Here is a 22,582-nt window from a genome sequence, read left to right on the forward strand (position 1 = left end):
CAGATGTCGGGCCCTCCCGGCCAGATGTCGGGCCCGCCCGGCACTTCCTTCCAGATCTCGTTCCCGCTTCCCCTCACCCACTAGGAGTAGCAATGTCCGTCTCCGCCATCATCATGATGATCGTCGCCATCGTCACCGTCTGGGGCGGCCTCGTCGCCGCCATCGTCAATCTCAGGCGCCACCCCGAGGTCAACGACTGAGCCTCGGTCCCGAAACCGCCGTGGCTTCGCCGTCCTTTGCCTGATGAGGACCTATCCGGATTTCCCGGATAGGTCCTCATCGCGCAATGGTTGACGGCACCGCACGGCACCGCCCCGCCCCGCCCGGCACGGCACGGCACGGCACGGCACGGCACCGCACGGCACCGCAAGGCGAGGCGAGGCGAGGCGAGGCGAGGCGAGGCGAGGACCGTTCCTCCCCGACGCAGGTTCATCCACAGCTCGGGCCACTCTGCGCCGCAGGCAGTGCGCGCCCCCTACAGTCGCCGCATGCGTGCCACCCCCATCCCGAACGGCGTCCTGCTCCCGCGCAGGCGCTGGCGTGAGATGGGTGTCTCCAGCGCACGCTTGGCCGGTGACGAGTTCGCCCGCCCCCTGCCTGGCATGCTCACGCCGCGCGCTGCCCCCGCATGGTTCACAGACGTCGCTTCCGCAGTGCAGACGGTGCTGATCCCCGGCGCTGTTCTCAGCCACACCACGGCGGCCGCGCTGTACGGGATACCCGTTCCCATCGACGCCGACAACGGGGTGGGTCTCCTCGTGCGACGACGCGATCCTCGAAGCGGACGGCGGCGGCTGAGCCTGTTCGCACCGCAGAACGATCCGGACGCTCCCCCTCTCGCCGACCTCTCCCTCGACCGTCCGGGAGGGAAGCATCCCGCGCTGACCTTGCTGCTTCCCCACCTGCACTGCCGGGTCCCGCCGGACTCCCGCGCCACGGCAGGCAGGAACGTCACGGTTCATCGAATGGAGCCGGGGATGACCCGATGTCATGACGGCCTCACCCTCTCCGCGCCCGCGGAGCTTCTGGTCGAGCTCGCTCTGACCCTCGAGCACGACGAGGTGGTCATCGCGATCGACCACGTCCTGGGACCGAACAGCGCCCTCGGCCCTACCTCTCACGAGTCCGTGGGGCAGGCGCTTGAGAAGTATCGCGGCCGCCCCGGATACCGCAGCGTCTCACGAGCCCTCGCTGATGCCCGCGAGGGTGTCGAATCCCCCGGCGAGACCCGTACGCGACTGCTCGTGACACGCGCCGGGTTCCCTGAGCCCATCCCGAATCTCCGCGTCCGAGATCCCGACAAGGGGGTCAACCGGCGGATCGACAACGCCTACGCTGCGCTCCAGATCGGCATCGAGTACGACGGTGATATCCACCGCAGCAAGTCGGCCTGGCGCGAGGAACACGCTCGGCGGGACTCACTGGAATCGCTCGGCTGGACGCTGCGGCGCCTTACCGCAGCTGACATCCGCGAGCCCGCCCGCTTCCTCAGCGCGCTGCGCCGCACATTCCTCGCCGCCGATGCCCCCGCTCCGCCGGAGAGCGCGTGGCGAGGGCCGGCCGGCCAGGCGCTCCGTCGGCCACAAGCCCGGCCCCGAGCCCGGCCACGAGCCCGCTCCCGGTCCCGGCCCACGTGAGTGGAGTCGTCCATTGCCACTTCAGGACCGATCAGCTGCCGCGCGATAGGTCCTGAAGGCGCGATTGGCGAAGCGTGAAGGCATGGAAAGAGGTTGGTGCGGGGCAGGACGGTGGCGTGCGGGGCAGGACGGTGCGGTGCGGATCGGTGCGGTGCGGATCGTTGCGGGGGCACGACGGACGTGCAGCCAGCGTCACCGGTACAGCGGCACCTGCACGCCCAGCCAGTACACGCCGATCACGGTCAGTGCGGTCGCCGCGAGCACGGCCACGTCCAGCGCAGTGACCTTGAGATAGGCGAGCCGGAGGCTACGACCGGCGGGGTTGTTCGCGCCGTAGGTGAAACCGCGGGTCTCGAGCGCCTCCACCGTGGTGCGCACATTCTTGGCGGTGTTGAGCATGATCGGATAGAACGCCATCACCGCCAGGACGCACCATTGCCAGATCACCCGCCAGCCGAGCAGCCCGCGGCGCTCGGGCGGGGCGCTGCGCAGCCGCTGCCCCTCGAACACCGTCACGTACTCGTCCACCAGGATCGGCAGCATCCGGTACCCGTAGCTCACACCGAAGGCCAGCAGCTCCGGGGCGCGCAATGACAGCAGCGCATCAGAGAGTTTCTCGGGGTCCAGGGACACGAAGGCGGCCATGGACGCCATCGAGACGGCGCCGAGCTTGAGGTTCAGCTCGGCGAGCGCGACCAGTGTGGTGAGGTCGCCGCCGAACAGGAAGGCGGCGACGAACAGGGCGATGATGTCCGCGCCGAGGCCGATCACGAACAGGCCCAGCACCAGCGGACCCACCCGGGCGAGGACCACCGAGGCGACCCCGAGCACGAAGAAGCCGATCAGCACGGTGAGGTTGTGGGTGAACCAGGGGGCCAGCGCCATCACCAGGTACCAGGCGATGACCATGCGCGGGTCCATGCGGGAGAAGAGCCCGCCGCGGGTGGAGTAGGCGGTGCGCAGCAGCTCCAGGCGCACCCAATCGACGCTGAGCACGTCATGGGTCTTGCGGGCCATCAGGACTCCTGCAGGTGATGGAGGGCGGTGGGTGCGGGCGACGGGGAGGCTGCAGCCGACGGGCTGTGCAGCCACCCCCGCAGCTCCGCGGCGGTCAGCGGCAGCGGGTCCAGGCCCAGCTCATGCGCGATGCGGGCGGCCTGAGGTGGGACCAGGCGGGCCTGGGCGGTGAGCTCGGGGTGGGAGAACAGCTCGCGCGGCGTGACGTCGGCGAGCACCCGGCCCTGGTCCAGGACGATCACGCGACTGGCCCAGGAGGCCACCAGCTCCATGTCATGGGTGGCGACCACGGCGCAGCGCACCGTCTCGGCGAGAGACTCGAGCATCCCGGTGACATCGTGGCGGGAGCGGACGTCCAGGCTCGAGGTGGGCTCGTCCAGCAGCAGCATCGTGGGCCTCATGGCGAGGCCTATGGCGATCGTGGCCCGGCGCTGCTGACCGCCGGAGAGAGTGCGGCCGTCGCGTTCGGCGAGCTCGACGAGGCCCACCCGGTCGATCACCTCGTCGACCCGTTGCTGGGCGTCGGGTACTTTCCGTCCGACGGGGAAGAGGGCGACGTCGGCCCGCACGGTGTCCTTGAGGAACATCTGCTGGGGGTGCTGGTAGAGGTAGGCGACGTGATCGGAGAGCCGCGCGGCGGAGCGGGAGCGAGTGTCAATTCCGTCCACGGCGACGGTGCCCTGACGGGGCACGATCAGTCCGGTCAGCAGCTTCATGAGGGTGGTCTTGCCCGCGCCGTTGGTGCCCACCAGCGCGATCCGCTCCCCCTCGTTCAACTCCAGGTTCAGGTCCACGAGCACCGGGGCGAGGTCTCCGCCGACGGTGCGATAGCCGTGATGGATCCCGGTCAGGGTGGCGACAGGCTCGGCAGGAGCGACCAGGGCGACGCCGGTGGGTGCCACCCCCGTCGGCCGCTCCCGGACGTGGGGGCGCAGCATCGCCACGGCCGAGGGCACATCCAGCGCCACCGTCTCCTCGCCGACCGCAGCGGTGAGAGCCACCGCATCCGGGGCAGGAATCCCATGGTCCTCGAGATCCCGGTGGCGGTCCATCGCCTCCTGCACGGGCAGGTGCCACACCGGGGCGCCGTCGGCCATCAGCACCACCGAGCGGGCGAACTCGGCGATGAACTCGGCATGGTGCTCGATCGCGATCACGGTGATGCCGTGGCGCTCGTTGAGCTCGCGCAGCCGCAGATAGATCTCGCGGGCACGGGCCGGGTCCAGCTCGGCGACGGGCTCGTCGACCACGATCACCTCGGGGCGCATGGCGAGCACCGCGGCGAGCGCGACCAGGTGGGCCTGCCCGCCGGAGAGCTGCCAGACGAAGCTGTCGCGGAGGTGGCTGATGCCGAGCTGCTCGAGGGCTTCCTCGGTGCGCTCGCGATAGTCCGCGTGCCCGAAGTTCAGCGGTCCGAAGGAGATCTCGTCGCGCACCGTCGGCCGCACCAGCTGGTTCTGGAAGTCCTGGTAGACGTAGCCGACGCGGCTGGAGAGCTCCGCGACGGAGGAGTCCCAGGTGTCCACGCCGCCCACGTGGACGGCGCCGGCGTAGTCGCCGTTCCAGTAGTGCGGCACCAGGCCGTTGAAGGTCTTGCACAGCGTGGTCTTCGCAGAGCCGTTGCCCCCGACCACCGCTACGAAGTCGCCGCGCTCGATCGTGAGATCGACGTTGCGCAGCGTGTCGCGGTCGGTCCCGGGATAGCGGAAGGACAGGTCCTTCACGACGATCACGGGGTCCGACGGGCCGGCGGCCGACGGGGTGGGACCCGCCGGGGCCGTCGGGATCGAGGTCGCCGGCGCGGCGCGCGTCGGAACCGGGGCGATCGGGTCGGCGGTGGTCGGGGGAACGGTCTGCATGATGCTCCTGCTCGTGGGGTCCGGAGTCGTCGAGGTCCGCAGTCGTCGGGGTCCGGCGCCTCAGCGCTCGGTGGTCCCGGCGTCGGCCCCGTCGTCCTCGCGCACCGCGGAGGGGGTGGAGCGGGAGAGGCGGAACAGGATGATCGCCACCAGCATCACCACTGCGATCGCGGCGACCGAGATCAGCAGGAACCCGTTGCCGAACTGGTCCAGGAAGTCCGGCTCCCAGGCACCGGCGCTGATGTCGAAGGCCTCGAGGAAGGCGAAGCCGAAGGACGCGATCGCGAGCAGCAGCACGAAGCCGACGAACATCGGGGTCTTCGGAGCATCACCCGGGATCGGCTCGCCGGGGACGCGCGGACGCATACCCATCAGCGGCTCGATCTTGCCGTGCAGGGCCGGGATCAGCCACATCGCGGGGATCGCGCCGAGCAGGATGCCGCTCATGATCACGTCGACGCCCAGGCCCAGGATCTCCAGGGTGAGGATCGATTCGGGCAGGCCCTCGACGTACTCGGCGTCCTCGACGCCGACCCACACCTTCCCGAGGTCCACGACGGCGGAGAGGATCTTGTCGATGAGGATGATGGCGACCGCGCCGATCGCGATCTGGATCCGGTTGCGGGGGTTCCGCACCAGGGACCCGCCGATGTAGATCGCGAGGAACATCTGCAGGTAGCCCTCGATCTCGGCGAGGCCGGAGAAGTCACCCATCAGCAGGTCGGTGAACACGATCTCTCCCAGCGGGGCGCCGAGTGCGGCCCAGAACGGGGAGAGCAGGGCGGCCATCGCGAGCGGCACGAAGATCATGTTGGAGACGGAGATGTCGACGGGGCCGATCGAGGGGTCCGGGACGATCTCCAGGATGATGTTCGACAGTCCGAACAGCGACATCGACAGCACGAAGACCATCAGCTTCTGGGAGGTGGTCAGCTCCACGCGGCGCACGCCGTCGACGACGCCGCGCAGGGTGCCGCGGCGCTGGTCCGTGGCGGGAGGTGAGGGGATCTGGATGGACATGGTGACGCTCCTTGGCAGGCGAAGGGCAGACGGGGTCAGCTGCCCTGCGGGTGGGTGGCACTGCGGGTGGAAAGCACTGCGGGGGGAAGGCACTGCGGTGAGGCGGCCCCGGGGGCGGGGTCCGGTCGGGGCGCCGACGAGGGTCGGGGCCGGGTCTCGGGGCGGTGACGGACGGGTCAGGAAGGTCGGGGGCCGACGGCCAGCCGCGCGGCGAGCAGGTCGATGACCTGGGCCGGGGAGTCGAGCACGTGGTCGGCGTCGCCGCTGGTGAGGGCGGCATCGAGGTCGGCGTCGGAGTCCTTGCCGCCGCGCAGCAGGCAGATGGTGCCGATGCCGGCCTCGCGCCCGCCGCGGCCGTCGTTCAGGGCCTTGTCCCCGACGTAGAGGACGTCCGCCCGGTCGGTGGCGAGTCCCGCGAGGGCGGCCTCGAAGATCTCGCCGCCGGGCTTGCGCACGCCCACCTCGTCCGAGTAGGCGGAGGGACCGATCATCGCGGTGAGCCCGTAGCGGGCGAGGATCTCGCGCACCCCTTGGCCGGAGATGGTGTTGGAGACGATGCCGACGACGATTCCCTGTTCGTGGCACCACCGGATCAGCTCGAGCGCGCCGGGGCGCGGGGCCGGCAGGTTCTTGCACCGGTGCAGGGTGAGGGAGAGCTGCGGGGCCTCGAGCCGCAGGGCGGCGCGCAGCGGAGCGGGCAGCTCTGCTCCGACGAGATCACCCCAGAGCATGGCCGGGTCGATCTCTTCGTGCAGGTGAGCGGGGTCGGCGGCGGCGTCGCGGGCGCGCTTGCGGGTGCGGTGACGCTCCCAGCCCTCGGCGGCGGCACGTTCGGCGGTGGCGAGGTCGATCGGGCTGCCGATCCGCTCGGACAGGGCCACGATCTGGGCGGAGACCTCCGCGAACCGCTCCGGGTTCGGGGTGGACAGGGTGATCACTCCGCCGTGGTCCAGCAGCAGCGCGGGGCGGCGGGAGGCAGCGGCCGACGGAGCGGGGGTGTGCTCGCCGGGCAGCGCGGTGCCGTCGGCGGTCGCGACCTCGCCCGTGGCGCCGCCGGCGGTCAGGGCGTCGCTGCCGGCGGCGCTCGCGGGGGCGGCAGCAGCTGCGCGGGCGGCCGCTGCCTCGAGCGCCGCCCGCAACGGTGCCAGCAGGCCCTCCGGGGTCTCGAGCACCAGGTCGGGGGTGTCGGTGACGCGGAAGGGAGGGTGATCGGTGCGGCGATCGCGGGTGATCACCACAGCGCCGACGCCGGCGCGGCGTCCGGCCACGACGTCGCGGTCCAGGGTGTCGCCGACGTACCAGGCCTCGGCCGGGTCGACGTCCAGCGCTTCGGTCGCGAGGCGGATCATGTCCGGATGCGGTTTGCGGATCCCGACCTCGTCGGAGTAGATCTGCACGCCGAAGGCCTCCCCGAGACCGAGGTTCTCGAGGATCGTGCGATGCGCGCGGCCCGAGTGAGCGTTGGAGACGATCCCGAGGCGGATTCCGCGGGCGGCGCATTCGGCGAGCAGCTCGGTGATGCCGGGGCGCTGGTGGTGGTCGGCGACCAGAGGCGCCATCGCGGCGAGGAGCTCACGGGCGTCCAGGGCCAGGGCGCTGCGCACGGTCGCGGGGAGGTCCGCCAGCAGGAAGTCCTCGACGATCTCGCGCGGCCCGAGCTCGCGTGGGGAGAGCCGCCGGCTGGCTGCGTTCTTCCACAGCGACAGGGCGGTGCGGCCGGTGCGCAGGGACTCCTCGACCTCGGCGAGATCAAGGTTGGCGCCGACGGCGAGGGCACGGTCCACCACGATCTCGGCCAGCTCCCGAGCCCAGGTCACGCGCGAGGTGGTGGAGATGACCACTCCCCCGAAGTCCAGCAGCAGCGCCCGCGGGGCCGGCAGGGAAGGTGCCGACGGCACGGGGCCCGGCTCCGGGGCGCGGCGCATACCGAGGGAGGGGTCCGGCAGTGAGGAGTCCAGCTGCATGGTGTCCGGCAGCGGCGGGCGAGGCGCAGTGCTCACGTCTCTCCGATCAAGAGGGGGAACGGCGCGAGGCCGGGATTCCGACGTCGCAAGAGCAACGCTAGGAAGAGACTCCGGTGGGCTCATGAACTCCTGGTGAACCTCCCGGCACGTCTTCACCGCTGGGTCTGAAACTCTTCAGTTCCACCGGTCAGAACACGAAAAGAGTCGTGTAGACCAGTCTCATGAGCTTTCCTGCTGACCGGACCGTCCGCCGGATCACGCTCGCGGACGTCGCCCGGGAGGCGGGGGTGTCGTCGGCCTCGGCGTCGATGGCGCTGAACGACCGCGCCGGGGTGGCGCCGGGAACCCGCGAACGGGTGCAGGCTGCGGCGCGGCGCCTCGGATACGGGCGCCGGCCCCGGGGTGCCGGGCTGATCGGGGTGCTGCCCACCGACCTCGGGAATCCCTATCACACGGACGTGATCGCAGGGATCGAGGCCGAGGCGGAGAGCCTCGGGCTCGGGGTGGTGATCGCCCACGGCCGACGCGACGGTCCCCACCTCGAACGGCAGCTCCAGCGGCTGCTGGAGCTCGACGTGGACGGGATCGTCGCGGTGACCACCTGGCTGAGCCCGCAGGCGCTCGAGCAGGCCGGGCAGCGGGTGCCGGTGGTGGTGATCGGGCGGATGCAGGATGCGGTCCCCGGCACCGATTCGGTGCTCAACCATGACCAGGCCGGTGCGGCGCTGGCCGTGAGACACCTGGTCGAGCAGGGGCATCGGCAGCTGGCCCATGTCACCCTGTCCACCCGGCCGGGCCCGGCGATGCGCAGGGCTGGCTTCCTGGCGGAGGCCGAGCGGCTGGGGCTGCGGGAGAGCGCGCGGGTGATCGGGCCCGACCCTGCGGAGGCTGATGCCGGCATCGAGCAGCTGCTGCGCGCCCTGCACCGCGGAGACGCCGACGCACCCACCGCCGTCTTCGCGGCCAATGACATCGCAGCGGTCACTGTGCTGCATCGCGCGGCAGACCGCCGCATCGAGGTTCCCACGCAGCTCAGCGTCGTCGGCTACGACTCCTCCGCGGTCGCGCTCACCGTGCGTCCCCACCTGACCAGCGTCAATCAGCCGCGTCAGGAGATGGGTCGCCTCGCCGCCCAGATGCTGCGCGAACGGATCGCGGGACGAGCGCACGACGCTGCGAGCGTCGTCGATCCGGTGCTGACGGTGCGTGCCTCCACAGGTCCCGGCCCGGCGCTGCAACGATCAGCCCCGCCTCCCCTTCGCTCGCCCGCTCGGCGACCGCCGGTTCTGCGCTGAGGACCTATCCGCCCCGCTCGGATCGGTCTGCAGCGCAGAATCGTTGCGCGCCCCTTCACCGCCTCGGCATCGTCGGCACCTTCGACGCTGTCGGACACCGGGCATGGGCTACTCTTCCGGCATGCACCTGCGCATCGACTATCCGCACGGCTCTGAGACGAGCCGCGCTGTCGTGCGCGCGCCGATGCCGTGAGGCAGGCGAGGTGAGATAGCACCGCTCGACTCAGAGCCCCAGGCGAGGACCACACGGTCCTCGCCTTTTTCGTCGCCACGACGCGGGGTTCACACGAGGTTCCTCGCCCTCCCGGAAGGACCTCTCCATGACCATCGACCCGACCCCGCCGCACGGCTCCCCTGAGCAGCTCCTCGCCGAGCTGGATCGCACGACGGACCAGATCATCGGCCGCCAGGACCTGCTGAACCGGCTGCGGGAGGGACGGCCTCTGCGCATCAAGTTCGGCGTCGATCTGACCGCCCCGGACCTCCATCTCGGCCACGCGGTGAACCTGTGGATGATGCGCACCCTCCAGGACCATGGCCACACCGTGATCTTCCTGCTCGGGGACACCACCAGCCGCATCGGCGATCCGACCGGCCGCAGCGCCTCACGCCCGGTGCTCACCGACCAGCAGATCAGTGACAATGCCGCCTCATTCCTCTCTCAGGTGACGAGGGTGCTGCGCTCTGAGCCCGAGCTGCTGCAGATCCGTCGGAACTCCGAATGGTTCGACGAGATAGGGGTCGCCGGGCTGCTGTCCGAGCTGAGCCTGGTGACGCACGCCCACCTGATCTCCCGGGACATGTTCCGCTCACGGAGCGCCGCAGGGGCGGAGATCGCGATACACGAGCTGATCTACCCGGTGCTGCAGGGCTTCGACTCCGTCGCCCTGCAATCGGACCTGACCATCGTGGGCACCGACCAGCTGTTCAACGAGTCGATGGGACGCGAACTGCAGGTCAAACATGGCCAGGCACCGCAGACGATCATCACCACCACCGTCACCCCGGGCCTCGACGGCGGCCCCAAGCAGTCCAAGTCGCTGAACAACTACGTGGGCCTGTGCGCCGCGCCGGAGGAGAAGTTCGGACGGCTGATGACACTGCAGGATGAGCTGGTGGACACCTGGGCCCGCGTCTACTCGGACCTTCCCCTCGAACAGGCGGAGGAGCTCGGCCGACGGGCACGTTCCGGAGGTGCCGCGGCCCGGGATGCGAAGCTGGACCTGGCCGAGGCGATCGTCTCCCGGCACGACGGCGCACCCGCAGCGAGGCGGAGTCGTGAAGAGTTCCTCCGCGTCTTCTCCGCGCGGGAACAGCCTCGGGAGATGGTCGCGCTTGCGCTGCGCAGCGCAACGATGTCGGCGCTCGACCTGGTGATCATGGCCCGGCCCGAGCTCTCCCGGAGCGAGGCCCGGCGCCTCCTGGCCGGCGGCGGGGTGGAGCTGGACGGACGCCGCCTCGCGGACCCTGAGGATGCCCTCGCCCCCGCCGACGGGCTTGTCCTGCGTGCAGGGAGACGGCGCTGGTTCCGACTCGAGGTGGCCGACCCGCGAGGGCTCCCCTGACTGGCCTCGGGGCCAGTGCCGCCGCTGCCCTGCTCTGCGACCGCCGCCTGCCTCGCCACCCATGTCGAGAATGGGCGCGTGGGAGCACGCTCTGGTCATATTTCCGCAGTGTGCTCCAGAGCGCCCGAACTCGACCGCGGCATGGGACGGATGTGACCTGCGTCAGTCCGGTTCGCACCACCCTGGGGTGTCAGGTACGCTAACCACTGCTCTTCTAGAGCGCTGGAGGATTCGCCTAGCGGCCTATGGCGCACGCCTGGAACGCGTGTTGGGTTAACGCCCTCGGGGGTTCAAATCCCCCATCCTCCGCCAGCGAAATAGCCCCTGACCTGCGATTTCATCGCAAGTCAGGGGCTATTTCTCTGCCCGGGTCCGGCTGCTCGAAGAAAGCCCGTGCCCGGCAGCTCGAAGACGGCGCTGTCCGCGGCCCGGAACCAGGTCCCCACGACGCCGCATACTCGTGACCGCATCGGAAGGTCACCCGCCACTCACGACGTCGATGCACGTCAGCGGGACGAAGCCCACCCGGAACCGGAAGCCGTGACAGCTCCGCACGTACCCCTCGACTCCCTTCACCTTCTCCCGTGCGGCCTGCACGGATATCCTTCGCCCAGCAGATGCTGACAAAAGCAAAGGGGAGCTGATGTCGAACGCAGGATGGGGTGGGCCCGGCAACGGACCGCAGGATGAGGCATGGCAGGACGGAGCTCCACAGGCGGGGGCACCGTCAGCCGGGGCGCCGCAGGGCGGCCAGCCGCAGCCCGGCGGCGGGCAGCATCCCGGTGGCCAGCCGCATCCCGGCGGCGGGCAGCCCGCCAGCCCGTACGGTGCTCCCTCGACCGCCCCCTGGCAGTCACCGCCCGCAGTCCCGCAGAGCCCCGGCCAACCCCACGGTCCCGGCGGCCCCCAAGGCCCCGGCCACCCCCAGGGCCCGAACGGTCCCGGACACTTCGGCCCGCAACCTCCACGCAAGCGTCCGTGGGCGCTGATCGCCGTCGCGCTGGGCTGTGTGCTGGCGATGATGGTCGTGGTCGGGGGTGGGATCACCTACCTCGTGCTGAGCCGCACCGGGGATGACTCCACGATCGCCACCGACACACCCGCAGATCCGTCAGCCTCTGGCGAGGCGGAGTCACCCACTCCGGCGGAGGCGAGCACCCCCTTCGAGGTGGTCGTGCCCTATGACCCGCCGACCGGCACCGTCGATGAGCTGTGGCAGGTCATGTCGGACAACCCGCTGACCGAGGGCACGCTGCCCACGCTCGGCACCTGCGATCTTCCGGCGACTCCGGTGGAGCCGAGCGTCGAGGAGCTGCAGGCTGTGCTGGACGCCGCCTCGACCTGTCTGAATCAGCTCTGGTCCACGACGAGCTCGGACCGGGAACTGCCGTGGCTGAGCCCGAAGATCGTCGTGTACACGCACCCGGATGTCCCTGCGGAGGCGGTCTGCGACTCCCAGTTCTCCGCAGATGCTCCCCGCATGTGCAATCTGGACGCCACGATCTACTGGCCCGTCGGCTACGGGACCGCGTCGGATCTCACCGACCCGGCGGACGTGCCCGCCGCCTACCTGTGGGACCTCGCCTTCACCTACACGAACACCGCGAGCTGGAACAGCTCGCTGACGGTCTACTACGTGACCATGCGCAATGAGCTCGAGACCACCGACCCGGAGCGGTTCGACGAGGCCTGGCGACGATTCACTTTGCAGAGGTTGTGCCTCGCCTCCGCCGCCTCGATGCAGTTCCCGACCGATGTCGAACCCGCTCCGGCGCTCCGCGACATGCTCACCGACCCCGGCAACTGGTCCGAGGGGGAGCCTCCGGAGAGCGTCAGCCCCGAGTCCCAGGCCCTATGGATCGAGCGCGGATTCTCCTCCCAGGGCGACCTCTCCGTCTGCAACGCCTGGGTGGCCGACCTCGAGCAGGTGACCTGACCATGGTGCCTGTCGGCGCAGCAATGACGTGGAGGACGAGGTCCATGGTGGCGGCCGCGAGCGGACCCCGCCCCTCGCGCGGCCCGCGCGGATATCCTGCCAGCAGCAATGACGTGACGGAAGCGAGGGGGAGCTGATGTCGAGCGCAGGATGGGGCGGTCCCGGCAACGGTGCGCAGGGGCCTGATCAGCAGCGACAGCACCCGCAGGGGCAGAACCCACAGGGACCGCACCAGCAAGGACAGCACCAGCCGGGCGGCTGGCAGCAGCCTCCTTCCCCGCAGGGTTCCGGTGCTCCCGCGCCCGGCGGCTGGCAGCGACCTCCCTCCCCGCAGTCCGCGCCTCCGGCGATGGGCGCTCCGGGCTACGGCGGACCCGGGCAGTACGGGCCCGTCGGCCCCGGATACGGAGGCCCTTCCGGTCCTCCGGGCCCTGGCGGTCCCCAAGGTCCCACCGGCCCCCATGGCCCGGCCGGCCCTCCCGGCCCCGGCGGTTTTGCCCAGCAGGCTTCGAAGAAGCGGCCGTGGGCACTGCTCACCGTGGCACTGGGCTGCGTCCTGGCGATGGTGCTCGTGGTCGGCGGCGGGATCACCTACCTGGTGCTCAGCCGCGGCGGGGAGGAGACCCCGATCGCCTCCGGCCCTCCGCCCGAGACCGAGCCCGTGACCGACCCGGAGACTGATCCGGACTCCGAGTCTCCGAGCGAAGACGTCACCACCGCTCCCGAGGAGGAGAGCTCCGGGTTCGAGGTCATCTCTCCGATCGACCTGCCGCCCGGCGATGCCGACGACATGAGGGCGATCCTGGAGGACAACCCGCTGGTCCACGGCACGTTGCCCTCGCTGACCGAGTGTGAGCTCCCTGACACTCCCGTCTCCCCGACTCCCGAGGAGCTGCAGGCCGTGCTCGATGCCTCCTCCACCTGCCTGAACCGGGTCTGGGCCACGGCGAGCTCGGATCGCGGGCTGCCCTGGGTGGGGCCCTCCGTCGTGGTCTACACCTACCCGGACATCCCCGCGGACTCCTCGTGCGATTCGAGCTTCGAGGAGGACTTCCCCCGGGTGTGCAACCTCGACAACACGGTCTACTGGCCCATCGGCTACGGCACCGCGCTCGACTTCCCCGACGCGGCGGACGTCCCGGGGGCATACCTGTGGGATCTCGCCTTCCTCTACCAGAACGCAGTGGGCTGGCAGAGCTCGCTGTCCACCTACTACGGGACCTTGCAGGACATGCTCGAAGACGGCAACGACGAGGAGCTCCTCCACGAATCCTGGCGGCGCTACAGCCTGCAGATGCAGTGCGTGTCCTCGGCGGTCGCCATGCAGGTCCCCTCGGGCGCCGAGCCCACCCCGGCACTGCGCGAGGCCCTGGCCAAGCCCGAGAGCTGGACCGAGGGCGACCCGCCGTACAACATCTCCCCCGAGAACCGGGCGAAGTGGCTGGAGATCGGCTTCAATTCCGGCGGCGACCTCGCCGCCTGTAACACCTGGCTGGCCGACGCCGAACAGGTGAGCTGAGCCAGAGGCAGAGCGCTCGGGGCAGGAGGAAGATGAGCAGCGAGGCCGACGGGGTCGACCCCTCCGACAGCCCCCATGTCACGGCTGACGACGAGGACACGGTGCAGCGCCCGGTGCTCGACGACGCCCCCTTCGGTCGCGAGATCATCCCTGATCACGCACCGATCCAGCGCTTCGACCAGCGCCCACGGTTCGAGACTCCGCCGTCGCAGCCGACGCCGCAGCACACCATCCCGTCGGCTCCCCCGCCCGGCCCGCAGTCGACCCCGTCGCACTCTCCACCGCCACGAGCCTCACCGCCGGACGCGTCACCGCCACACAGCTCGCCTCCACTGCCACCCGGGATCGACGCCACCACCGGGCCCCGACCCCGCAGGTTGCTGATCCCGGCGCTCGCCTTCGGCTGCGCGATGCTCCTGCTGATGGGGATCGGAGGCGGACTCACTGCGCTGTGGCTCACCGGTCCTCGCCAGCTCCCCTCCCCGACCGCGAGCGCGGAGCCCTCCGCCGGGACGTCGGAGGCCGAGCCGGGCGTCTGGCAGCCGCTCGAGCCCGGGCAGGTGCCCGTCGGCACTGCGGATGAGCTCCAGCAGGTCCTGGCCGAGAATCCGCTGCTCGCGGCGCGGCTGCCGGTCCCCGCCCAGTGCTCGCTGCCCGCGACCGAGGGCGGGGCGGTGCCTGCCGCGGAGCTGCCGGCGTATCTCGAGGCGGGCGCCGGATGCCTCGGCGCCGCCTGGGGCAAGGCGCTGGGCCCGGCGGGCATCGCCTTCGCCGCGCCCGCAGTGGTCGTCTACACCGCGGAGTCGCCGCCGGCCGAGGCCGCCTGCACGGCGGTGAACTTCACGGACTCGGCGCCCGTGATCTGCCATGATGACAACACGCTCTACTGGCCCGCCGCCTGGGACCCCGGCTTCTCCCACACCTCCGCGGACGAGGCACCGCAGCTGTACATGTGGCACCTCTCGTACTCGTACACGCTGTTCGCGCTGGCAGCGACGTCGCTGGATGGCTACTACGGTGCGCTGCTGCTCGAGCTGGCCGAGGATCCGGATCGGGCCGACGAGGCCCAGCGGCGCTGGGCGCTGCAGATCTCCTGCCTCTCCTCGGCGGCGGCCTTCCAGCTGCCGCAGGGGGTGCGACCCACCGATCGGGTGGAGGAGTTCGTCAGCTCAGTCCCGGCGCAGGGCGAACCGGTCCTCGCCGGAGATCCGGCGCAGGACTCGCGGGCCGCCTGGGTGGGCACCGGGCGGGACAGCCGGGGATTCCTCGGCGAGTGCTCCACCTGGGACGCTCCGGCGGGCGAGGTCGCCTGAGCGCTCAGCCCGACACTGTGCAGCCCAGCACCGTCCTGACCGGCACGTCTCAGAACAGCGACGGCTGCAGGGTGAGGTCCAGCGCCGCTGGCACGCTGCGGGGCCGACGGGCCGCGGCGACCGCACGCTGTCGCTGCTCGGGCTGGTCCTCATCCTCCTGGGAGTCCAGGCCGTGACGGATCAGCAGGGGCCGGAGCCGCTGCGCGAGGTGCTTGCGGTACGCCGCCGGGGCGTAGGAGGAGTTGCCGTAGAACCGGCGGTATCCGATCGCGAGCTCCGGATGCTCCCGCTGGATCCACTCCAGGAACCATTCCTTCGCTCCGGGGCGCAGGTGCAGCGCGCCGAAGATGACACGTGCGGCACCCGCCTCGGCGATCCGGGCGAGGGCCTCGTCGAGCTGGGCATCGGAATCGGTCAGCCACGGCATGATCGGCATGAGGAAGACGGTGACGCGGAAGCCGGCGTCGGTCGCAGCGCGCACGGTCGCCAGTCGCGCCGCGGTGGTGGGAGTGCCCGGCTCGACCGCCTTCTGCAGCGCATCGTCGAACACGGCGATCGACATCGAGATGTCTACGGGGACGCGCTCGGCCACCCGCTCGAGCTGCGGCAGATCGCGGCGCAGCAGCGTGCCCTTGGTGAGGATCGACAGCGGGGTGCCGGACTCCGCGAGAGCGTCGATGATGCCCGGCATCAGCCGGTAGCGTCCCTCCGCTCGCTGGTAGGGGTCGGTGTTGGTGCCGAGTGCGACCAGGTCGCGGGCCCAGGAGCGCTTGGCGAGCTCGGCCCGCAGCACGTCGGCGACGTTGACCTTGACGATCACCTGCTGGTCGAAGTCGGCGCCCGCGTCGAGGTCGAGATAGCGGTGGCTGCTGCGGGCGAAGCAGTAGACGCAGGCGTGGGAGCAGCCGCGATAGGGGTTGACCGTCCATTCGAAGGGCATCGAGCTCGCCGCCGGCACCCGGTTCAGCGCTGATTTCGCGGTGACCTCGTGGAAGGTGACGCCCTGGAATTCGGGCGTGGTCACGCTGCGCACCAGGCCCGACAGCCCCAGCAGCGCCGGGGCCTGCTGCTGCCCCTCAGACTCCGCGCCGATCTGCTGTCCACTCCATCGCATGCCGCACAGTCGAACACATGTTCGATCAAGCGTCAAGGTCGGCAGTGGTGGTCCCGCTCGAGAGGGGATCTCTTCGCGGGCAGGGCAGGAGCTCGACGGCACGGCGCGCGGCTTAGCCTGGAACGATGGCGACCACTCCCGCACCCCGCTCCACCCCCGGCCCGCAGGCCCCCACACGGCACGCCGTCGACCCCGCGCTCTACACCGCTCGGGTCGAGAACACCTGCGGCACCTCCGGCCGCGTGCTCATCCACGACGCCTCCGCCGTCGAGCTGGGAGTTGTGGACTCAGACCACGCCTCCCGCCCCGAGGGAGGCCCTCACCCTGAGGGAGCGGTCGCACTGCCGACGGGCGGTCCGGTCGCGGGCGCCGAGGGCTTCAACCCCGAGCAGTTCCTGGCGATGGCCTGGAGCACCTGCCTCGGGGAGACGCTGCGAGTGGTGATGGCGGCGCAGGGGCTCGAGCATCCCAGCCAGGTGAGCGTCGAGGTGGGGCTGCATCGCGACCCGGCCGGCGGCTACCGCTTCGCGCCCCGCGCCCTGGTGAGCATCGAGGGCATCGCCCCGGACCGGGCCCAGCAGCTGGTCGACGCCGCGCACGCCCGCTGCCCCGTCTCCAAGCTTCTGCGCGGGCAGGGCGAGCCGATGGTCGAGCTGATAGTTCAACACTGAACGTGATGCAGCGCATAACAGTCTGACCTGCATGCTCGGTAGGCTGGCTCGACGATGATCGAGCTGCGGAATGTCACCAAGAGCTTCCCTCAGGGACGCTCCACGGTGGCCGCGCTGAATGACATCACCCTCACCATCGAGGACCGCGAGATGTTCGGCATCGTGGGGGAATCGGGCTCGGGGAAGTCGACGCTGCTGCGACTGATCAACCACCTCGAAGCCCCCACCTCCGGGACTGTGCTGGTGGACGGCGAGGATCTCGGCGCGTTGCCGCCGCGCGAGCTGCGGAAGCGCCGACGCGACATCGGCATGGTGTTCCAGCAGTTCAACCTGCTGGGCAACTCGACCGTCTTCGACAATGTGGCCCGGCCCCTGCGGCTGCAGCGTCGCCGCGAGCGCGACACCGTGATGCAGATGCTCGAGTTCGTGAAGATGGCGGACCACCACCGCAAGCACCCCAGCCAGCTCTCCGGCGGCGAGAAGCAGCGGGTGGCGATCGCCCGGGCGCTGTCGACCCAGCCTCGGATCCTGCTGTGCGATGAGCCCACCTCGGCCCTCGATTCGGGGACCACCGAGGAGGTCATGGCGATCCTGCGCGACGTCCGCGACCGCTTCGGCACCATGATCGTGCTGGTCAGCCATGAACTGGACGTCATCAAGTCCTCCTGCGACCGGGCCGCCGTGCTCGAGCGGGGCCGCGTCGCCGCCCTCACCACGGTGACGCCGCCGCCCCGGACGGAGCGCTTCGACTCCTACGCCGAGCGCGCCCAGGAGTTCCTGGGATGAGCGATCTGCTGGCGCGCCTGGCCGAATACCGCGGCGAGATCACGCTCTCGATCCTCGAGACCGGGATCATGATGGTCAACTCCATGATCGCCGCGGTGCTGGTGGGACTGCCGATCGGGACCCTGCTCTACCTCGCCCGGCCCGGCGGGCCCTACCCTCGCCCCTGGCTGCACCGGGTGCTGAACACCTACGTGAACGTGGTGCGCTCGGTGCCCTTCCTGCTGTTCGTGGTGGCGCTGATCCCCGTCACCCGCTGGCTGGTGGGGACCTCCTTCGGCACCACGGCGGCGTCGGTCCCGCTCGCCTTCGTGGCCGCGGCGCTCTATGCCCGCTTCTCCGAGCAGACCCTGCTGGACGTGCCCGAGCAGACCGTGGAGCTGGCCCGTTCGCTGGGCGCCGGGCCGCTGCAGCTGATCGGCCTGTTCCTGTTCCCTGAAGCCCGCTCCGGCCTGGTGCTGAGCCTGACCACGGTGACGATCTCGATGGTCAGCTACTCCACGATCATGGGCGTCGTCGGCGGTGGCGGCGTGGGCGACTTCGCGATCCGGTACGGCTATCAGACCTACGAATACGACCTGATGTACACGACGATCCTGATCATGGTCGTGTCCGTGATGGTCATCCAGGGAGCGGGCACCCTGCTTGCCCGCATCATCGACAAGCGGGCGCGATGAGCGCCCTGACCAGGAACGAGACCCCCATGAACCGACACCTGTTGAACCGCCGCAGCTTCACCGCGACCGCGCTGGCCGGAACCACCGCCCTGGCCCTCGCCGCCTGCGGCGCGGGCGGCTCCGGGGGCGGCGAGGAGGACAAGGTCATCAAGGTGGCCTCCCACCTGCCGCCGATGACCGACGTAGTCACCCTCGCCGGGGAGGTCGCCGCCGAGGAGGGATACACGGTCGAGCTGGTGCAGGTCAGCGACAACGTCCAGTACAACAGGGTGCTCGCCGACGGTGAGGTCGATGCGAATTTCGCCCAGCACGAGCCGTACATGCAGGCGTTCAACGAAGCGCATGACGCGAACCTGGTGCTGCTGGACGGCATCTACGACGCGAAGGTCGGCTTCTACTCCAAGGCCTATGACGACGCCGAGCAGCTCCCAGAGGGCGCGAAGGTCGCGATCCCGAACGACCTCACCAACGAAGGCCGTGCGCTCGCGATCCTCCATCACGCAGGCCTGATCACCCTGCCCGAGGGCGCCGGCTTCGAGGGCCGAGTGAGCGGGATCGCGGAGAACCCTCTCTCCCTCGAGTTCGTGAACATCGACCTGCTGAACCTGCCCTCCGCCTACGACGAGGAGGGCATGGCGCTGGTCTACAGCTACCCCTCCTACATCGAGAAGGTGGGCCTGACCCCGGCCGATGCGATCCTGCTCGAGGAGCTGGTGGACCAGCGCTTCACCATCTCCCTGATCGCACGCGAGGACAACCAGGACTCCGAGAAGATCCAGGTGCTGCGCCGGGCGATGACCAGCGACGTCGTGCGCAGCTTCCTCGAGGACGAGCACAGCGACACCCTGCTGCCCGCCTTCTGAGGCCGCACCCGCATTACCCCTGGGTATCCCCTCTGAACTGTCGCCACGGACGAGCCGAAGCGACAGCTCAGAGGGGATACCTACGAGTAGCCGATGGCGCACGGCCATCAGCGAGCCCCACAGGGATCAGGGCTTCAGGCCCCGGCCCCAGCATCCACAGCTCAGGGCACCTCGCGCAGTCGCGAGCGCAGCAGGGCGAGTTCCTCCTCGCGGAGGCCGCCTGAGCGGAGGTAGGCCGCCGAGCCGCCACGGGCGTCGACCTCGGTCAGCGCAACCTCGATCGCTGAGGTCGGGGTGGAGACCATGAGCTGCTCGATCTCCGGCAGCGGCGGGACGCCGGCGCGGCGCATGCCCTCCAGCATCCGCTCCGCCCAGGGCCCGGCGAGCTCGGACTGGCTGCGGGTGTAGTCGGCGACGATGGCCTCGCGCTCGACTCCGGCGGCCGTGAGCAGGAGCGCGATCGCGACGCCGGTGCGGTCCTTGCCAGCGGTGCAGTGCAGGAGCACGGCACCACGCGGCGAGCCCACGGCCTGAGAGTCCTCGGTCTGCGGGTCCGAGGCTGCGGGTGCCGCAACCGCGCGAGCGCAGTCCGCGAACACCGTCGCCCCGTGTTCGAGCATCGAGCTGTACAGGGTGGCGAGAGTGGGGATCTTCGCGCGGAGCTGCTCGAGCATCTCCGCGGAGGGGCCAGCGCCGGGATCGGCGCCAGGACCGGTGTCGGGACCGGCACTGGCCAGCTGCGCCATCACGCCCGCAGACCCTTCCGCCATCTGCGCGATCGCACCCTCGAGGAGGGGACGCTCCAGGACGCGGATCACTCCCGCGGCCGGCAGTCGGTTCGGCGCCGTCTCCCGTTCCTGCGGCGTGCGGAGGTCGACCACGGTCCCGACGCGTTCGAGCAGGGCGAGGCCCTCATCGGTGAGCGTGGCCAGGGCATCGGAGCGCAGCAGCACGCCGGCGCGCACGGTGCCGCCGCCGACGAGCGGCAGCCCGCCCACGTCCCGTGCGTTGAACGTCCCAGGGAACATGCTGGTCATCGCGGCACGTCGATCATCCCTGCCAGATCGGCTGATCTCCTGCCGCTCGTCCCTCGCAGCACGTCGATCAGCCCAGCCGCGCCGGGCGCTGCCAGGCTTCGCCGCGCACGTGCTCGTCGAGGAAGCCGAGGAAGGTCTCGTACCAGACCTGCGCGTTTCCGCGGCCCTGAATCCAGTGGCCCTCGTCGGGGAAGTACAGGTAGCGGTGCTGGGTGCGGCCGTCGGCGTCCCGCGGGGTGGCCGAGAACTCGTGCAGGTCGTACCAGAGGGCGTGACCTTGCGCGATCGGGACCCGGTAGTCCTTGTCCCCGTGGATCACGAGCATCGGGGCGACGATCTCGGAGACGAAGTTCTTGGGGTTGTACTGGGCGTTCTGCTCCCGCATGGGGCGTTCCCAGCCGGAGTTGTCGGTGGTGTGCCCCATCGTGTCGGTGTCCCACAGGGAGGCGTGGGTGACGATGCAGCGGAAGCGGTCACCGGTGTGCCCGGCCACCCAGTTGGCCATATAGCCGCCATAGGAGCCACCGGCGAAGGCGGTGCGCCCGGCGTCGATGTCCGCGCGGCCGATGGTCGCGTCGGTGAGCGCCATGATGTCGGTGTACGGGGCGCCGCCCAGCTCGTGCTGGCCGCGGTCGATCATAGCCTGGCCGTAGCCGGTGGAGATGGCCGGGTCCGGCAGCAGCACCGCGTAGCCGGCCGCCACGAAGGGGTTCGGGTTCCAGCGGTAGGTCCATGCGTTCCAGGAGCCCCAGGGGCCGCCGTGGGCGAAGACGACCAGCGGGTGCGGGCCCTCCCCGTCGGGCAGGCGCAGCCAGGCGCGCAGGTCGGTGCCGTCCTCGGCGGTGGCGGCGACCTCGGTGAGGGTGCCGACGGGCGCGACGGCGTCGGCCGGGTTCGGCAGCGCGGTCACCTCGCCGGTGGCGGGGTCGATGCGCACCGGGTAGGGGGCGACGGCGATCCCGGAGGCGGAGGCGATGATCGCGCCGCCTGACACGGAGGCGGAGGAGAAGGCGAGGTCCTGGTCGGGCCCGCCTGCCAGACGGCGCGGGGCGGGATCCGTGACCCCGCCGATCCAGACCGAACCGCGGCCCTGGTCATCGCTGGTCGCCACCAGCGTCTGCTCGTCCAGCCACACCGGATCCACCCAGTGGTCCAGCTCGGGCCAGACCGGCACGGACTCCCCGGTGGTCAGGTCCAGGAGCTCGACGGCGCCGGAGAGGGTCGCCTCCTGCGTCCAAGTGCGGGAGCGGCCGATGAGGGCGTGGGTGCCGGCCGGGCTGAACTCGCCGGGGTCGTACTCGACCTCCGCGGTTGCCTCGCGCAGCAGTCGCGGCGGCTGCTCGCCAGCGAGGTCGAGCAGGTAGAGGTCAGGCGTGCCGAGCAGGTCGCCGCGGGAGTCCTGCATCGAGACCAGGGCGCGGGTGCCGGCCCGGTCCACGGTCCAGCTGAGCAGGCGCCCGGCCGGCATCGTGAGGTGGCGGAAGTGCAGCAGCTGCTTCGCTGGAGCATCGTCAGCATCGGCAGCGTCCTCGGCTGCTGGCTTGCCGGCGACTGCTGCGTCACCGCTGGCGGCAGCGCTCGCCTCGGCCCCGGGCGCGAGCGTCGGCTCGGCCCAGGCGAGGTCCTCGGGCAGGGTCGCGATCGCGAGGACGGGGCGGGTGGGGCCGAGGTCGTGGTCCCAGTAGCGGGTGGGGAAGCCGGCGTGGAGCGCCGCGGTCACCTTCGCTTCGGTGCGCTCTTTGGTGAGCGTGGCGTGCTCGGTCTCGTCCGTGGCCTGCGAGTGCACCTCGAGCTCGGTGATGAGCCGGCCGCCGGCCAGGTGGAGGCCTCCGAAGACACCGGGGCGGGAGGCGAGCTCGCGGGCCTCACCCCGCACAGGCAGCGCCCACAGCTGGGCGTCGTCGGCCTCGTCGCCGTCCTCGCCCACCCGCTTGGCGGTGAAGAAGGTGGTGCCGTCCTCGGCGGCGGCGACCGCCCCGATGGAGGCGTCACCGCGGGTCAGCGGCAGGATCTGGTCGCCGTCGAGCTCCACGAGCGCGCTGCGGTAGGCGGTGCCCTTCGCGTTCGGGGCGGATACCTTCGCGAGGATCCTGCCTCCGTCGGTGGTCTCCAGCCCGGCCAACCGGGTCGCGTCCAACAGGGCTTCGATGCTCTCTCGTGTCATGGGATGACATCCTGCCACCGTTTGCACTGTGGGGCCTGCGCTGCGGGCCGTTCAGATCCGCAGGCCCCAATCCGCGACTGCCTGGCCCGGAAGGCTGGACGAGGGGAGGGGCGGGAAGGGGGATCGTCATCACCCGGGCTTGCACACC

The 22,582-nt window shown here is 70.6% G+C and carries 18 protein-coding genes and 1 tRNA gene; 12 read left to right on the top strand and 7 right to left on the bottom strand.

The window, feature by feature from the left end; genetic code table 11:
* Positions 1-92 precede the first annotated feature (92 nt).
* Together ABD893_RS00490 and ABD893_RS00495 are read left to right on the top strand one after the other, a co-directional pair.
* Complete coding sequence (locus ABD893_RS00490) at positions 93-200, top strand: methionine/alanine import family NSS transporter small subunit (RefSeq protein ID WP_345075517.1); 108 nt, start codon at positions 93-95, stop codon at positions 198-200.
* Positions 201-488: 288 nt separating this feature from the next.
* Positions 489-1,637, top strand: coding sequence for a hypothetical protein (locus ABD893_RS00495; protein ID WP_345075518.1), 1,149 nt, complete (start codon positions 489-491; stop codon positions 1,635-1,637).
* A 192-nt stretch (positions 1,638-1,829) separates the two neighbouring features.
* Here ABD893_RS00495 and ABD893_RS00500 read toward each other — a convergent pair whose 3' ends face one another.
* The 4 genes from ABD893_RS00500 to ABD893_RS00515 all read right to left on the bottom strand — a co-directional run bounded on the left by ABD893_RS00500 (position 1,830) and on the right by ABD893_RS00515 (position 7,533).
* Positions 1,830-2,654, bottom strand: coding sequence for an energy-coupling factor transporter transmembrane component T family protein (locus ABD893_RS00500; protein ID WP_345075519.1), 825 nt, complete (start codon positions 2,652-2,654; stop codon positions 1,830-1,832).
* Entirely contained in the window at positions 2,654-4,513 is a 1,860-nt protein-coding gene (locus ABD893_RS00505; protein WP_345075520.1) for an ABC transporter ATP-binding protein, read from the bottom strand. Before ABD893_RS00505 ends, ABD893_RS00500 begins: the two co-directional genes overlap by 1 nt.
* A gap of 60 nt (positions 4,514-4,573) precedes the next feature.
* Positions 4,574-5,533, bottom strand: coding sequence for a DUF8171 family membrane protein (locus ABD893_RS00510; RefSeq protein WP_345075521.1), 960 nt, complete (start codon positions 5,531-5,533; stop codon positions 4,574-4,576).
* A 176-nt stretch (positions 5,534-5,709) separates the two neighbouring features.
* Positions 5,710-7,533, bottom strand: a complete 1,824-nt coding sequence (locus ABD893_RS00515) for an HAD family hydrolase (protein WP_345075522.1) — start codon at positions 7,531-7,533, stop codon at positions 5,710-5,712.
* A 185-nt stretch (positions 7,534-7,718) separates the two neighbouring features.
* Here ABD893_RS00515 and ABD893_RS00520 point away from each other — a divergent pair, with 185 nt between their 5' ends.
* From ABD893_RS00520 to ABD893_RS00545, 6 genes are all read left to right on the top strand, one after another.
* A complete protein-coding gene (locus ABD893_RS00520; protein WP_345075523.1) occupies positions 7,719-8,792 on the top strand; it encodes a LacI family DNA-binding transcriptional regulator in 1,074 nt (357 codons plus the stop codon).
* A gap of 320 nt (positions 8,793-9,112) precedes the next feature.
* Positions 9,113-10,357, top strand: a complete 1,245-nt coding sequence (gene tyrS, locus ABD893_RS00525) for a tyrosine--tRNA ligase (protein WP_345075524.1) — start codon at positions 9,113-9,115, stop codon at positions 10,355-10,357.
* A 224-nt stretch (positions 10,358-10,581) separates the two neighbouring features.
* Positions 10,582-10,669, top strand: a tRNA-Ser gene (locus ABD893_RS00530).
* A 331-nt stretch (positions 10,670-11,000) separates the two neighbouring features.
* Entirely contained in the window at positions 11,001-12,293 is a 1,293-nt protein-coding gene (locus ABD893_RS00535; protein WP_345075525.1) for a hypothetical protein, read from the top strand.
* 538 nt (positions 12,294-12,831) lie between these two features.
* Positions 12,832-13,812 carry a hypothetical protein gene (locus ABD893_RS00540; RefSeq protein ID WP_345075526.1) on the top strand — a complete coding sequence of 327 codons (981 nt, stop codon included), beginning with the start codon at positions 12,832-12,834 and terminating at the stop codon, positions 13,810-13,812.
* A 32-nt stretch (positions 13,813-13,844) separates the two neighbouring features.
* Positions 13,845-15,125: a hypothetical protein gene (locus ABD893_RS00545; protein ID WP_345075527.1), complete on the top strand. Its 1,281-nt coding sequence runs from the start codon at positions 13,845-13,847 to the stop codon at positions 15,123-15,125.
* A gap of 49 nt (positions 15,126-15,174) precedes the next feature.
* Here ABD893_RS00545 and ABD893_RS00550 read toward each other — a convergent pair whose 3' ends face one another.
* Positions 15,175-16,239, bottom strand: a complete 1,065-nt coding sequence (locus ABD893_RS00550) for an Rv2578c family radical SAM protein (protein ID WP_345075528.1) — start codon at positions 16,237-16,239, stop codon at positions 15,175-15,177.
* Between the two features lie 125 nt (positions 16,240-16,364).
* Here ABD893_RS00550 and ABD893_RS00555 point away from each other — a divergent pair, with 125 nt between their 5' ends.
* Genes ABD893_RS00555 through ABD893_RS00570 form a run of 4 tightly spaced genes read left to right on the top strand, consistent with a single transcriptional unit; the run spans position 16,365 to position 19,233 of the window.
* Positions 16,365-16,910, top strand: coding sequence for an OsmC family protein (locus ABD893_RS00555; protein ID WP_345075529.1), 546 nt, complete (start codon positions 16,365-16,367; stop codon positions 16,908-16,910).
* 54 nt (positions 16,911-16,964) lie between these two features.
* Positions 16,965-17,696 carry a methionine ABC transporter ATP-binding protein gene (locus ABD893_RS00560; RefSeq protein WP_345075530.1) on the top strand — a complete coding sequence of 244 codons (732 nt, stop codon included), beginning with the start codon at positions 16,965-16,967 and terminating at the stop codon, positions 17,694-17,696.
* Entirely contained in the window at positions 17,693-18,370 is a 678-nt protein-coding gene (locus ABD893_RS00565) for a methionine ABC transporter permease (RefSeq protein WP_345075531.1), read from the top strand. The genes ABD893_RS00560 and ABD893_RS00565 overlap by 4 nt, the downstream gene beginning before the upstream one ends.
* 26 nt (positions 18,371-18,396) lie before the next feature.
* Complete coding sequence (locus ABD893_RS00570; RefSeq protein WP_345075532.1) at positions 18,397-19,233, top strand: MetQ/NlpA family ABC transporter substrate-binding protein; 837 nt, start codon at positions 18,397-18,399, stop codon at positions 19,231-19,233.
* A 161-nt stretch (positions 19,234-19,394) separates the two neighbouring features.
* Here ABD893_RS00570 and ABD893_RS00575 read toward each other — a convergent pair whose 3' ends face one another.
* The gene (locus ABD893_RS00575; RefSeq protein WP_345075533.1) at positions 19,395-20,270 is read right to left on the bottom strand and encodes a tyrosine-protein phosphatase; all 876 of its coding nucleotides are present in this window, start codon (positions 20,268-20,270) and stop codon (positions 19,395-19,397) included.
* Between the two features lie 67 nt (positions 20,271-20,337).
* Positions 20,338-22,434 carry a S9 family peptidase gene (locus ABD893_RS00580; RefSeq protein ID WP_345075534.1) on the bottom strand — a complete coding sequence of 699 codons (2,097 nt, stop codon included), beginning with the start codon at positions 22,432-22,434 and terminating at the stop codon, positions 20,338-20,340.
* Positions 22,435-22,582 lie beyond the last annotated feature (148 nt).

The organism is Brachybacterium paraconglomeratum (assembly GCF_039541415.1).
GTDB classification, from domain to species: domain Bacteria; phylum Actinomycetota; class Actinomycetes; order Actinomycetales; family Dermabacteraceae; genus Brachybacterium; species Brachybacterium paraconglomeratum_A.